Origin of the sequence: Arthrobacter sp. S2(2024), from assembly GCF_036662515.1 — a bacterium.
In the GTDB taxonomy this organism is placed as follows: domain Bacteria; phylum Actinomycetota; class Actinomycetes; order Actinomycetales; family Micrococcaceae; genus Arthrobacter.
Map to the genome: position 1 here is coordinate 43,653 of NZ_JAYKZI010000013.1, position 12,780 is coordinate 56,432.

At 63.1% G+C, this 12,780-nt stretch carries 13 protein-coding genes; 11 read left to right on the forward strand and 2 right to left on the reverse strand.

Going from position 1 to position 12,780, the window contains the following annotated elements; genetic code table 11:
* The first annotated feature begins 22 nt into the window (after positions 1-22).
* The 8 genes from VLA65_RS18605 (at position 23) to dnaE (ending at position 8,571) form a co-directional block, all read left to right on the forward strand.
* Positions 23-718 (forward strand): polyphenol oxidase family protein, encoded by a 696-nt coding sequence (locus tag VLA65_RS18605; RefSeq protein WP_306963720.1) that lies wholly within the window; start codon positions 23-25, stop codon positions 716-718.
* Positions 711-1,460: a YggS family pyridoxal phosphate-dependent enzyme gene (locus VLA65_RS18610; protein ID WP_284991576.1), complete on the forward strand. Its 750-nt coding sequence runs from the start codon at positions 711-713 to the stop codon at positions 1,458-1,460. The genes VLA65_RS18605 and VLA65_RS18610 overlap by 8 nt, the downstream gene beginning before the upstream one ends.
* An 88-nt stretch (positions 1,461-1,548) precedes the next feature.
* Positions 1,549-2,079 (forward strand): cell division protein SepF, encoded by a 531-nt coding sequence (locus VLA65_RS18615; protein WP_059389142.1) that lies wholly within the window; start codon positions 1,549-1,551, stop codon positions 2,077-2,079.
* Between the two features lie 102 nt (positions 2,080-2,181).
* A complete protein-coding gene (locus tag VLA65_RS18620) occupies positions 2,182-2,469 on the forward strand; it encodes a YggT family protein (RefSeq protein WP_284991575.1) in 288 nt (95 codons plus the stop codon).
* 166 nt (positions 2,470-2,635) lie between these two features.
* A complete protein-coding gene (locus VLA65_RS18625) occupies positions 2,636-3,319 on the forward strand; it encodes a DivIVA domain-containing protein (RefSeq protein ID WP_284991574.1) in 684 nt (227 codons plus the stop codon).
* 93 nt (positions 3,320-3,412) lie between these two features.
* On the forward strand, positions 3,413-4,033 hold the full coding sequence (gene lspA, locus VLA65_RS18630) for a signal peptidase II (RefSeq protein ID WP_332603348.1): 621 nt from the start codon (positions 3,413-3,415) through the stop codon (positions 4,031-4,033).
* Positions 4,026-4,952 (forward strand): RluA family pseudouridine synthase, encoded by a 927-nt coding sequence (locus VLA65_RS18635; protein ID WP_284991573.1) that lies wholly within the window; start codon positions 4,026-4,028, stop codon positions 4,950-4,952. The genes lspA and VLA65_RS18635 overlap by 8 nt, the downstream gene beginning before the upstream one ends.
* Positions 4,953-5,013: 61 nt before the next feature.
* The gene (gene dnaE, locus VLA65_RS18640; RefSeq protein WP_059389138.1) at positions 5,014-8,571 is read left to right on the forward strand and encodes a DNA polymerase III subunit alpha; all 3,558 of its coding nucleotides are present in this window, start codon (positions 5,014-5,016) and stop codon (positions 8,569-8,571) included.
* Positions 8,572-8,642: 71 nt separating this feature from the next.
* Here dnaE and VLA65_RS18645 read toward each other — a convergent pair whose 3' ends face one another.
* Positions 8,643-9,101: a flavin reductase family protein gene (locus VLA65_RS18645; RefSeq protein WP_113990687.1), complete on the reverse strand. Its 459-nt coding sequence runs from the start codon at positions 9,099-9,101 to the stop codon at positions 8,643-8,645.
* A 158-nt stretch (positions 9,102-9,259) separates the two neighbouring features.
* On the opposite strand from VLA65_RS18645, the gene VLA65_RS18650 reads away from it, so the two are divergent.
* From VLA65_RS18650 to nrdR, 3 genes are all read left to right on the forward strand, one after another.
* Positions 9,260-9,811 (forward strand): hypothetical protein, encoded by a 552-nt coding sequence (locus VLA65_RS18650; protein ID WP_332603349.1) that lies wholly within the window; start codon positions 9,260-9,262, stop codon positions 9,809-9,811.
* Positions 9,812-9,820: 9 nt separating this feature from the next.
* A complete protein-coding gene (hisD, locus tag VLA65_RS18655) occupies positions 9,821-11,194 on the forward strand; it encodes a histidinol dehydrogenase (RefSeq protein WP_332603350.1) in 1,374 nt (457 codons plus the stop codon).
* 170 nt (positions 11,195-11,364) lie between these two features.
* On the forward strand, positions 11,365-11,877 hold the full coding sequence (nrdR, locus tag VLA65_RS18660; protein ID WP_084784530.1) for a transcriptional regulator NrdR: 513 nt from the start codon (positions 11,365-11,367) through the stop codon (positions 11,875-11,877).
* Positions 11,878-11,927: 50 nt separating this feature from the next.
* On the opposite strand, the gene ppgK is transcribed toward nrdR, so the two are convergent.
* A complete protein-coding gene (ppgK, locus tag VLA65_RS18665; RefSeq protein ID WP_284991624.1) occupies positions 11,928-12,731 on the reverse strand; it encodes a polyphosphate--glucose phosphotransferase in 804 nt (267 codons plus the stop codon).
* Positions 12,732-12,780 lie beyond the last annotated feature (49 nt).

The window sequence follows — 12,780 nt, forward strand, 5'->3', positions numbered from 1 at the left end:
CACCCAGGAGAGTTAGCCAGTAGTGTTTTGGTGGCGAAAAGAAGTGCGGCCCGGAATTTCGGTTGCCTTCTCCGATGACGATGCCGGCAACCTTGCACTGCACGTAGCGGACAATCCTGACGACGTCATGGTGCGCCGGGCCCGGCTGGAAGCAGCAGCGGGGCTCGGCGGACGCCGTTTCCAATACATGAACCAGGTCCACGGAAAAGCCGTCGAATTCATCTCCGTGCCCGGGGACGGACCAACGGCGGACGCCATGGTGTCAAGGGGGCAACCCCTCGCGGTCATGGTGGCCGATTGTGTCCCCGTTGTGCTCTTGGGCGAAGTGCCGGATGACGTCAATCCCGTCCTTGCGGTGGTCCATGCCGGCCGGCCCGGGGTTGCCGCCGATATCGTTTCGGCCACTGTGGTGGAAATGCGAAACCGCGGCGCGGCGGCCATCAGCGCGTGGGTGGGCCCTTCCATCTGCGGTGAATGCTACGAAGTTCCGGAACAGCTGCGGACGGACGTGGCTGCGGCGGTTCCGGAAACCTGGTCCACAACCTCGTGGGGCACGCCCGCACTGGACCTGCCTGCCGGTGTGCGTGCCCAGCTGCAGGCACTCGACATCACGGTCGAGTACTCGGGGGAGTGCACGCGCGAGACCGCCCGGCTCTTCTCGTACCGGCGCAATCAGAAAACAGGGCGGTTTGCAGGTTTAGTGTGGACGCATGAGTGAGGATTTCCCCACGGCGGAAAGCGCCGCGGGCGATCGGCGTACGGCCGAGCTGCGCGAACGGCTCTCCGCGGTCCGCCAAAGGATTTCGGCGGCAACCGCGGCCGCCGGGCGAAGCGAAGAGCCGCAACTGATAGTCGTCAGCAAGTTCCATCCCGCAGCGGACGTAGCGCGGCTGGCGGCACTTGGCGTGACGGATGTCGGCGAAAACCGGGACCAAGAGGCGGCCGCGAAGTCCGCCGAGCTCGCCGGACTCCCGGTGCGTTGGCACTTCATTGGTCAACTGCAAAGCAACAAGGCCAAGTCCGTCGTGAAGTACGCGTTCTCCGTGCAATCGATCGACCGTCCGCAACTCGCCGAGGCACTTGCAAAGGCCGTTGCGCGGCAACAGTCCGAGTCCGGCAGGCCGGACCTCGACTGCTACATCCAGGTCAGTCTTGAGGACGACGGCGGCGCCCACCGCGGCGGTGCCGCTCCGTCCGACGTCGAGCGCCTCGCGGAATCCATCGCAACCGCCGCCGGACTGCGCCTGGCCGGCGTGATGGCGGTTGCGCCGCTCGGTGCGCCCCCGGAGGAAGCGTTCGAGAAACTCGCCAACATTTCACGGGATCTTCGGGGACTTCATCCGGACGCCGTGGGGGTATCCGCCGGGATGAGCCAGGACCTCGAAGCTGCCGTTCAATTCGGTGCGACACACCTGCGAATTGGCTCGGATATTCTCGGTTCGCGCCCGCGCGTGGGGTAGCGTCAAAGTATTGGAAGCGACGGGCCGGGATTTCAGCGATGTCAAGTCATGGGCGGCCCGCCCACTGCAGACACGATAGGAGTCCAGCATGGCTGGCGCACTGCGCAAGACAATGGTTTATCTTGGGCTCGCCGATGGCGATGAACACTACGAGTCTGAGCAGCACGTGCAGCACACGGACGAGGACCGGTCGGTCGACCACAATCGTGAAGAGCGCCGCGCCCCAGCACCTGTACGTGAAGTAGTTCGTGAAGTCCCCCCTGTCGCCGAAGAGGAATACCGCGCACCCGTGACACCTATCAAGCGTGCGGCGTCCAGCCGCGAAGACGCCTCCGGTCTGAGGCAGATCACCACTGTCCATCCCCGCTCCTACAATGACGCCAAGATCATCGGCGAGAGTTTCCGGGATGGCATCCCGGTGATCATGAACGTCACGGACATGGGCGAGGCAGATGCCAAGCGCCTCGTCGATTTTTCCGCCGGTTTGGTCTTCGGACTCCACGGCAGCATTGAGCGCGTCACCAGCAAGGTTTTCCTGCTGTCGCCGTCGTACGTCGAAGTTCTCGGCGACGACAAGAAGGTCAGCGAAGCGCAAGCAACGTTCTTCAACCAGAGCTAGCGCGGTCAACCCGGATGCCAGGCAGAGCGATCTGCCTGGCATCTGTGTTGCAATAGAGGGACTGACCGGAAAAATGGCGAACTAGGAGATCTGAGCTAACCCGTGGGCATAGTTTTCGGCCTTTTGTACATTGCATTGCTGCTGTTCCTGGTCACCCTCATCATCAGGCTCGTTTTCGATCTGGTGCAGATGTTTGCGCGCCAGTGGCGCCCCCGCGGTGGCGCCTTGGTGGCCGCGCACGTGGTCTATTCCGTGACTGATCCGCCCTTGAAACGGATCCGCCGGCTCATTCCACCGCTGCAGCTTGGTGGGGTGTCCCTTGACCTGGCATTTCTGATCGTGTTTATTGTCGTCAGCATCGCGATGGGATTCGTCTACTCGCTGGCGTAGCTCTTCCGCAGTCCATGTGCCGTCAATCTGTTTTCTTCGGCTAGTGGGCTGCAAACCTCCGACCCAACACGATGGTGTTGAATTGGGGGAATCAGATGATATTTAGGTACCGTAGTTTTGAACGGCCGGAAGGCCTACTGACTAACTAGACCAACGAGGTGACCAGATGGCTTTGACGCCAGAAGACGTTGTCAACAAGCGCTTTCAGCCGACCAAGTTCCGCGAAGGCTACGACCAGGACGAGGTCGACGACTTTCTCGACGAAATCGTCGTCGAGCTGAGGCGCTTGAACCAGGAGAACGACGAGCTCCGCAAGAAGCTCGCCGAAGGTGGAAACCCGGTCCCTGCCAGCGCAGCATCGGCACCCGTGGTCGAGAAGGTGCCCGCTCCGGTGAAGGCCGACAAGGACGCACAGGCCAAGGCGGAAGCCGAAGCGAAGGCCGCCGAGGCAGAGAAGAAGAAGGAGCCGGCCGTTGCCGCCGCTCCGGCCCCGGCTGCACCTTCCGCAGGCTCTCCTTCCGCCGAGTCCGCAGCCGGCCTGCTGGCCATGGCCCAGCAGATGCACGACAAGCACGTGGCCGATGGCGAGCAGCAGAAGGAAAAGATCATTGCCGAGGCACAGATCGAAGCCTCCAGCCTCGTCAACGACGCGCAGGATAAGTCCCGCAAGATCCTCGGTGCCCTCGAGCAGCAGCGCAGCGTTCTCGAACGCAAGGTGGAGCAGCTCCGCGGCTTCGAGCGCGACTACCGCTCCCGCCTGAAGGCCTACATCGAAGGCCAGCTGCGTGACCTGGATGCCCGCGGCTCAGTTGCCGCTCCTGAGGTCGGCGAAGCCGCCGCAGAGGTCTAGCAAGTATTCTGAAAGCCGGTGGCTGGGGATTCCTCGGCCACCGGCTTTCGCCTGTTAAGGCGCCAGAAGCCACGGTTACCGAATGAAAGTACTATGAGCGAAGAACAGACTGACGGCACAGAACAAACGAACGGCACCACGGAGCCGGTCCGCACCAAAGCCCACACGTGGCGTCCGGCACTGCTTTGGGTCTTTGCCGGCTTCGTCGTGTTCGCCTACGCCTTCGATCAACTGACCAAGCTCTGGGTCACCAGCACCATGGTCGAAGGCGAACGGATCCCTGTGCTTCCTCCGCTCCTGCATTGGTACTACATCCGAAACTCGGGCGCTGCGTTCTCCATCGGGGAAAACGTCACGTGGGTCTTCACGATCGTCATGGCCGCCGTTTCGGTGGTGATTCTGTTCCAAGTGCGTCGACTGGGGTCCGTCTGGTGGTCTCTGGCGCTCGGCCTGCTGCTTGGCGGCGCGCTCGGGAACCTCACGGACCGGCTCTTCCGCGAGCCTTCCTTCGCCATGGGCCACGTGGTGGACTTCATCCAGTTGCCCAACTTCGCAATCTTCAACATCGCCGACTCCGCGGTGGTTTCCGGCGTCGTGATCATCTGCCTGCTGACCATACGGGGGGTCGGACTCGACGGCTCCCGCCATCATTCCGCCGATTCCGCGCCGGCAAAGTCCGGCACGCCGGAAGAACAGGCTCCGGGCGATGTCTGAGCAGTTCGTAGTGCCCGAAGAATTGGGCGGGGCAAGGGCCGACGCGGGCTTGGCGAAGATGATGGATATCTCCCGCTCCGCGGCCGCCTTGTTGATCGCCGAGGGCAATGTCAAAGTCTCTGCGAACACTGTGGGCAAATCGGCGAAACTCATTGCCGGGTCCGTGTTGGAAGTCACCGTTCCCGAACGCAGGGATCCCTTGGAAGTCGTGGAGGAAGTCGTGGAAGGCCTGAATATCCTGTTGGACGATGACGATTTTGTCGTCATCGACAAGCCGGTCGGCGTGGCGGCGCACCCGTCTCCGGGTTGGGTTGGTCCTACCGTGGTGGGTGGCCTCGCCGGTGCGGGATACCGGATCTCGACGTCAGGCGCGCCTGAACGTGCCGGCATCGTCCACCGTCTCGACGTCGGAACGTCGGGAGTCATGGTCGTGGCCAAGAGCGAACACGCTTACACGGTGCTCAAGCGGGCCTTCAAGGAACGCACGGTGGACAAGGTGTACCACGCAGTGGTCCAGGGCCTGCCGGATCCCCTGGAAGGCACCATAGATGCGCCCATCGGGCGCCACCCCGGGCATGATTGGCGATTCGCGGTGATCGAGGATGGCCGTCCCTCCGTGACGCACTACGAAGTCCTCGAGGCCTATGGCAAGGCGACCCTCGTGGAAATTCATCTTGAGACAGGCAGGACACACCAGATCCGGGTTCACTTCTCGGCCCTCCGGCACCCCTGCGCCGGCGACCTGACCTATGGGGCGGACCCGCGTTTGGCTGCCAACCTGGGACTGACCCGGCAGTGGCTGCACGCGCGGCGGCTTGGCTTCAACCACCCCCGGACCGGCGAGTGGGTGGAAGTCACCAGCCAGTATCCGGCGGACCTGCAATACGCGCTCGAGCTTCTGGAAAGCGGCAACGCGTAGCGCGATCCACGCTTCCAGCGCGCCACTCCAACCGCGGGGTCCCTGCCGGTAGACTGTCGTGGTGACTTCCAGCAATGACTCGTTCGTCCATCTGCACACCCACACCGAATACTCCATGCTGGATGGTGCGGCCCGTCTCACTGAGTTGTTTGACGAGACCGAGCGGTTGGGCATGCCGGCACTGGCCACCACGGACCACGGGTACTTGTTCGGTGCCTTCGATTTCTGGAAGAAAGCCACGGACAAAGGCATCAAGCCGATCATCGGCGTCGAGGCCTATGTCACGCCGGGCACGGCGCGCGGCGACAAGGAGCGCGTCCGTTGGGGCGACGAGAGCCAGCGGAAAGACGACGTGTCCGGTGGTGGTTCCTACACCCACATGACGTTGTTGAGCTACAACAACGCGGGCATGCGGAATCTGTTCCGGGCATCCTCGATTGCTTCGCTCGACTCGGTGTTCGGCAAATGGCCACGCTTGGACCGGGAGTTGCTGAACACCTATTCCGAAGGCCTGATCGCCACCACCGGTTGCCCTTCCGGTGAAGTCCAGACCCGCCTCCGGCTGGGACAATACCGGGAGGCGCTGGCTGCGGCATCCGAGTTCCGCGACATCTTCGGTGCGGAAAACTACTTCTGCGAACTGATGGACCATGGCCTGGACATCGAGCGGCGGGTCACCGGCGATCTGCTGCGCCTGGCCAAGGAACTGAAGCTTCCGCTCGTGGCCACCAATGACCTCCACTACACGCACGAGCATGATGCGAAGGCCCACGAGGCCCTTTTGGCGATCCAGTCGGGCTCCACTCTGCTTGAGCCCACCTATGACAACGGCGGCTCCCGGTTCGCTTTCTCCGGCAGCGGCTACTACTTGAAGTCGCCGCAGGAGATGCGCGAGCTGTTCCGCGACCATCCCGAGGCCTGCGACAACACCTTGTTGATCGCCGAGCGCTGCGAAGTGTCCTTCAACACGGGCGCGAACTACATGCCGCGGTTCCCCTGCCCTCCCGGCGAGGACGAGACGTCCTGGCTCGTCAAGGAAGTGGCCACGGGACTCGATTACCGCTACCCGGACGGCGTCCCGGACAAGGTGCGCAAGCAAGCCGACTATGAGCTTGACGTCATCACCTCCATGGGCTTCCCGGGCTACTTCCTCGTGGTGGCCGACTTCATCAACTGGGCAAAGAACAACGGAATCAGGGTGGGCCCGGGCCGTGGTTCGGGTGCGGGCTCCATGGTGGCGTACGCCATGCGCATCACCGACCTCGACCCGCTGGAACACGGCCTGATTTTCGAGCGCTTCCTCAACCCGGACCGCGTATCCATGCCCGACTTCGACGTCGACTTCGATGATCGTCGCCGTTCCGAGGTGATCGACTACGTCACCCGGAAGTACGGCGACGAGCGCGTTGCCATGATTGTCACCTACGGAACCATCAAGACCAAGCAGGCGCTCAAGGACTCCTCCCGCGTGCTTGGCTACCCGTTCAGCATGGGTGAACAGCTCACCAAGGCCCTGCCACCGGCCGTGATGGCCAAGGACATCCCGCTGGCGGACATCCAGAACCCGGAGGCCAAGCGCTATGGCGAGGCCGGCGACTTCCGCCAGCTGATCAGCACCGACCCGGAGGCTGCCAAGGTCTTCGAGACCGCGCTGGGCATTGAGGGGCTGAAGCGGCAGTGGGGCGTGCATGCCGCCGGTGTCATCATGTCCTCGGACCCCATCATCGACGTCATTCCTGTCATGCGCCGCATCCAGGACGGCCAGGTCATCACGCAGTTCGATTACCCGACGTCCGAAGGCCTTGGCCTGATCAAGATGGACTTCCTCGGCTTGAGGAACCTGACGATCATTTCCGACGCGCTGGAAAACATCAAGATGAACCGGGGCGTCGACCTCGATCTTGAGCACCTGGCGTTGGACGACCCGGCGTCGTACGAGTTGCTGGCGCGCGGCGACACTTTGGGGGTCTTCCAGCTCGACGGCGGACCCATGCGGTCGCTGCTCAAGCTCATGAAGCCTGACAACTTCGAAGACATCTCCGCCGTGTTGGCGCTGTACCGGCCAGGTCCCATGGGTGCCAACGCGCACACCGACTACGCCCTGCGCAAGAACAAGATCCAGGAAGTCATCCCGATCCATCCGGAGCTCGAGGAACCGCTCTCGGAAATCCTCGGCGGAACCTACGGCCTGATCGTGTACCAGGAGCAGGTCATGGCCGTGGCCCAGAAGCTGGCCGGTTACTCACTGGGTCAAGCCGATATCCTGCGCCGCGCCATGGGCAAGAAGAAGAAATCCGAACTGGACAAGCAGTTCGCCGGCTTTTCCCAAGGCATGCAGGACAACGGCTACTCCATGGAGGCCGTCAAGACCCTGTGGGACATCCTGCTCCCGTTCTCCGACTACGCCTTCAACAAAGCGCACTCCGCAGCGTACGGTGTCATCTCCTACTGGACTGCGTACCTGAAGGCCCACTACGCCCCCGAATATATGGCTGCCCTGCTCACGTCCGTGGGCGACGACAAGGACAAATCGGCGATCTACCTCAACGAGTGCCGGCGCATGGGCATCACGGTCCTACCGCCGGACGTCAACGAATCAAGCCTCAACTTCACTCCTGTGGGAACCGACATCCGCTTCGGAATGGGGGCCATCCGCAACGTCGGCGTCAACGTGGTGGAAGCCATGGTGGCGGCCCGTGCGAGCGAGGGCGCCTACACCTCCTTCAAGGACTTCCTCATGAAGGTCCCGGCGGTGGTCTGCAACAAGCGCACCATCGAGTCCCTCATCAAGGCCGGCGCGTTCGACTCCCTCGGCCATCACCGGCGTGCTTTGGCCATGGTGCACGAAGAAGCGATCGACTCCGTCATCACGCTCAAGCGCAATGAGGCGATCGGCCAGTTCGATCTCTTCGCCGGATTCGAGGACCAGGAGCCGCAGGCCTCCCTGAGCACGGAGATCCCGGACCTGCCGGAATGGGAGAAGAAGGACAAGCTCGCCTTCGAGCGGGACATGCTCGGCCTCTATGTTTCGGACCACCCCCTGCAGGGGCTTGAGGGCGTGCTGAGCCAGCATGCAGAGCAATCGATCACGTCTATTCTCGGAGAAGACGGACCGCACGACGGCGCCATCGTCACCATTGCGGGCATGATCACTTCACTCAGCCGCAGGATCGCCAAAGCAAGCGGCAACGCCTACGCGCGGGCGGAGATCGAAGACCTCGGTGCTTCCATCGAGGTCATGTTCTTCGGCCAGGTGTACGGGCCCATCGCTTCGGTCCTCGCGGAGGACCTGATCGTGGTGGTCAAGGGCCGCTTGCAGCGGCGCGACGACGGTGCGGTCACCTTGAACTGCATGGAGCTCTCGGTTCCGGACCTGAGCGAGAGCACCAACGGTCCTCTCGTCATCACGATGCCCACCTACAAGGCAACCGAAGCCGTCGTCACCGATCTTCGCGATGTTTTGACCACCCACCGGGGAAACTCCGAGGTCAGGCTCCACTTGCAGGGCGACTCCAAGGTCGAGGTCATGGGCTTGCCCGTGCACCTGCGCGTGAATCCCACCCCGTCACTTTTCGGTGACCTCAAGGTACTTCTTGGCCCGACCTGCCTGGACACGTGACCGGTCGGCTACCTGAGCCAGCCGGCCGGTGACGCTGGATTTCCTGCCCTCACCGGATTTTCCTGCCCTGACTAAATTTCATAGTCGAGCGGAACCGGCTGGCCGTAGGAGCCCGAGTGGTACAGCAGGGGAGTGTCGTCCTCGCCGACCAGCCCGTCGACAACCTCCACCACCACGATCGCGTTGTTTTCGAAGGACAGGCGCATCTGGATCTTGCCGATCAGCCAGCCGGCCACGTTCTTGAGGATGGGGACATCGAAGGGCCCTGGCTCCCAATGATCGCCTTCAAACCTTTCCTGGGTGCGGGCGAAGCGGTCCGCGAGGGCCTGGTTCTCGAGGCCGAGCATGTGCAAGCCGATATACGTCGAATTCGCCACCGCCGGCCAGGAACTGGAACTGCGGGACATGTTGAACGTGAAGCGGGGCGGCTCGGCCGACAGCGAAGCCACGGAGGTCGCAGTGAACCCGAAAGGCTTGCCGTTGAGGTCGGCAGTGATGATGGCCACGCCGGCAGCATGCCGGCGGAACATTTGCTTGAATGTTGCTTCAAAAGCTGGATTGTCCGAAGCCACTTTGCCGATCTCCTGCGTGAGCTATTGGTATTAACGCTGGTGGATTCAGCGTATTCCGCTGCTCGCCGGCACGCTTGCTTGTTGGGCGTCCAGAAACGTTTGTTAATGTTTGTGTCATGACCAAGCCAACATCGAACCTTCTCGTCTCCGGCCCCGCGGGGGATACTGACCCGGACACTGGAACGGACACGCGGGACCGCACATGGTGGCTTTGGCTCGCGGTGCCCGCCGCCTCGGGCGTTGGGCTGGGCCTCGCTTGGTGGCTGTTGGCTCCGGGCGGCCTCAACGTGATCTCGGGAAATCCTGCCCTCGCCGATCCGACGGCTTCGGCGGGGCGGCTCCCGAGGGATTTGGTCCTTGCCGGGCTTCTGCTGCTTTCCGGCTGCTTCACCGCGGTCCTGCTCGACAGCAAGGTCCGGAGGCCGGGGCACGGCCTCCGCACGTTCCTGGCCGTTCTCGGTGGTGCCGTAGGGGCCTTGGTGGCCTGGCAGGTGGGTCTGCTGGCCGCGCAATGGTGGGGCTCCGCCTCGAGTGGAAGTGACGGCTTCTCATTACGGTCGGTGACGGCCTTCTTGCTGTGGCCAGGGGCGACGGCCCTTGTGACATTCCTCCTGACGCTTTTCAGCTTGATGGGAAAGCAGCCGGAGGGACCGCCGCTTGCCCCGTAAAATGATCTGGTGACCAATTTCCCGGAGAATCCTGCCGAAACCGCCGCCCAGTCCCTGGACTTCCACCGCATTGACTTGCGCGGACGGTCCCTGACCTTGGCGGAACTGCGCGCCGTGGTGCCTCGGGCGAAACATCAGACCATGGCGGACGCCGAGCAAAAAGTCCTGGACATCATTGCGGCCGTCCGTTCCCGCGGATTCGAAGCGCTTGGGGAGTTCGCATTGGCGTTCGACGGCGTGGAACAGTCCCATCCGCGAGTGCCGGCTGCCGCCCTTGCCGAAGCCCTTGAAAACCTGGATCCTTCAGTGCGCGCAGCCCTGGAGGAATCCATCCGCCGTGCCCGGCGTTTTGCGGATGGCCAACGGCCTGCGAACGTCGACGTTGAACTGGGGGACGGCGCCGTCGTCAGCCAGAACTGGGTACCCGTGGGCCGCGTGGGTTTGTATGTTCCCGGCGGCCTGGCCGTCTACCCGTCCTCCGTCATCATGAACGTTGTTCCGGCGCTGGCCGCCGGGGTTGCCTCGATCGCCTTGGCTTCCCCGCCCCAGAAGGACTTCGGAGGCTTGCCCCACCCCACCATCCTGGCAGCTGCCGCTTTGCTCGGCATCGACGAGGTCTATGCCATTGGAGGCGCCCAGGCGATTGTTTCCTTTGCCTACGGCATCCCCGGGGCTGCCGATGATCAGGCCATCGAACCGGTGGACGTTGTGACCGGTCCGGGAAACATTTTCGTGGCCACCGCGAAGCGTCTTGTGAAAGGCGTCGTGGGGATCGACTCCGAGGCCGGCACCACCGAGATCGCCATTTTGGCTGATGCTTCGGCCCGTCCGGCGCTCGTGGCCGCTGACCTCATCAGCCAGGCAGAGCACGACCCCAAGGCGGCGTCTGTCCTGATCACCGACTCCGAGGAACTCGCCTCCGCTGTGCAGCGGGAACTCACGGTGCAGGCAGGAACCACGAAGCATGGCGAGCGGGTCACCACCGCATTGTCGGGACCCCAGTCGGGCGTGGTGCTGGTGGACGATGTCGAGCAGGGCATCGCGGTCTGCGATGCCTACGCGGCAGAGCACCTGGAAATCATGACGGCGGACGCAGCAGCGGTCGCCGCAAGGATCCGCAACGCGGGCGCGATTTTCGTGGGGGACTACAGCCCGGTCAGCCTCGGAGACTACTGTGCAGGATCCAACCACGTTTTGCCCACGAGCGGCACCGCAGCCTTCTCTTCCGGACTGAACGTGACAACATTCCTCAGGGCCGTACAGGTGATCAACTACGACAAGGCTGCCTTGGAGCAAGTCAGCAAACACATCGTGAGCCTCTCCGATGCCGAAGACCTGCCCGGCCACGGCGACGCCGTCAAGATTCGTTTCGCGGGGGCCTAAACCACTACATGTATGGGTCACAACCACTACATATAGTAATTACAGTCTTGTCATTAGGCCTTATATAGCCGTAAACTGGTGCCGGAAGTCAAACTTCCGGCACCTTTTGCGTTCCCGGCCGATCCCGCCGCGGGGACAGGTGGCCGGGAACCGAGCAGGGGAGGCCCAGCGTGTATTGTCCGTTCTGCCGAAACCCCGACTCACGTGTTGTGGACAGTCGAATGGCCGACGACGGCTCGGCCATCCGCCGTCGGCGCCAGTGCCCCGAGTGCGGACGCCGTTTCACCACCGTGGAGACCACCAGCCTTTCCGTCATCAAACGCTCAGGCGTGGGGGAACCCTTCAGCCGGATCAAGATCATCAACGGCGTTCGCAAGGCCTGCCAAGGCCGTCCCGTGACCGAGGACGACCTTGCGATGCTGGCCCAGGAAGTCGAAGAAAACATCCGCTCTTCCGGTGCGGCGGAGATCGATGCCCACGAGGTCGGCCTGGCCATCCTTGGACCACTCCAGAAGCTGGACGAAGTCGCCTACTTGCGATTTGCCAGCGTTTACCAGGCCTTCGAATCGCTTGAGGACTTCGAGTCGGCCATTTCGCTGCTCCGCCACGAGGCCGAAACCGCAGCCGCGGATAATGCGGCGAAGGGCGCCAAGGGCAAGAGCTCCGAGAAGAGCCCCATCTAGCTCCGGTGGCGGCAGCGGAGGGGAAGCCGCAGCCGCCACCGGCACCACGTCTACTTGGCGAGCTTGTGGTGGAGGGCGACGTCCAGCGCGGCCCCCACGATTCCGGCGTCGTTCTTCAGTTCCGCCGTGACGATGCGTGTCCGCAGATCCAAGTGCGGGAAGTACTCGTCCGAACGCTTCGAGATACCGCCACCGATGATGAAGAGCTCGGGGGAGAACAGGAACTCGACGTGGGAGAGATAGCGCTGCAGCAGCACGCTGTACTCTTCCCAGCTCAAGCCGTCGCGTTCACGCGCGACGGCGGATGCCTTCGTCTCGGCGTCGTGGCCGTCCACTTCGAGGTGGCCGAGCTCTGCGTTGGGCACCAGGTGCCCGTTGAAGATGAAGGCCGAGCCGATGCCCGTTCCGAGGGTGATCACCAGAACCGTGCCGTCGACGCCTTCGCCTGCGCCGTAGCGGGCTTCAGCGAGACCGGCCGCGTCGGCGTCGTTGATGACCTCGACGGGACGGTCCAGGCGCTTGGTGAGGAGCGAATCAATGTCCGTGTCGAGCCAGGACTTGTCCACGTTGGCGGCAGAGCGGACCACGCCGTGCTGGATGATTCCGGGGAAAGTGACTCCCACGGGCGAACCCTTGGCCGGAGCATCCTCACGGGCCGACAACTCTTCGACGATCTGTGCGATCACCTCGGCGACAGCTTCGGGAGTGGCGGGTTGCGGCGTCGGTATGCGGAGGCGGTCCCCGAGCAGCTTGCCTTTCTTGAGATCGACGATGCCGCCCTTGATGCCGGTGCCACCGACGTCGATGCCGATCAGCGGGCCGTTCTTGTGGATCTTCTCATCCTTCTTGGTCAATGCGTTTCCGTTCATGGCAGGAGGGGTGGGCATGTCGCAGCACGAACGG

Coding starts and splice junctions, on each gene's coding strand:
- VLA65_RS18610 (WP_284991576.1), top strand. CDS start 711: ATGAGTGAGGATTTCCCCACGGCGGAAAGCGCCGCGGGCGATCGGCGT.
- VLA65_RS18615 (WP_059389142.1), top strand. CDS start 1,549: ATGGCTGGCGCACTGCGCAAGACAATGGTTTATCTTGGGCTCGCCGAT.
- VLA65_RS18625 (WP_284991574.1), top strand. CDS start 2,636: ATGGCTTTGACGCCAGAAGACGTTGTCAACAAGCGCTTTCAGCCGACC.
- lspA (WP_332603348.1), top strand. CDS start 3,413: ATGAGCGAAGAACAGACTGACGGCACAGAACAAACGAACGGCACCACG.
- VLA65_RS18635 (WP_284991573.1), top strand. CDS start 4,026: ATGTCTGAGCAGTTCGTAGTGCCCGAAGAATTGGGCGGGGCAAGGGCC.
- VLA65_RS18645 (WP_113990687.1), bottom strand. CDS start 9,101: ATGTTCCGCCGGCATGCTGCCGGCGTGGCCATCATCACTGCCGACCTC.
- VLA65_RS18650 (WP_332603349.1), top strand. CDS start 9,260: ATGACCAAGCCAACATCGAACCTTCTCGTCTCCGGCCCCGCGGGGGAT.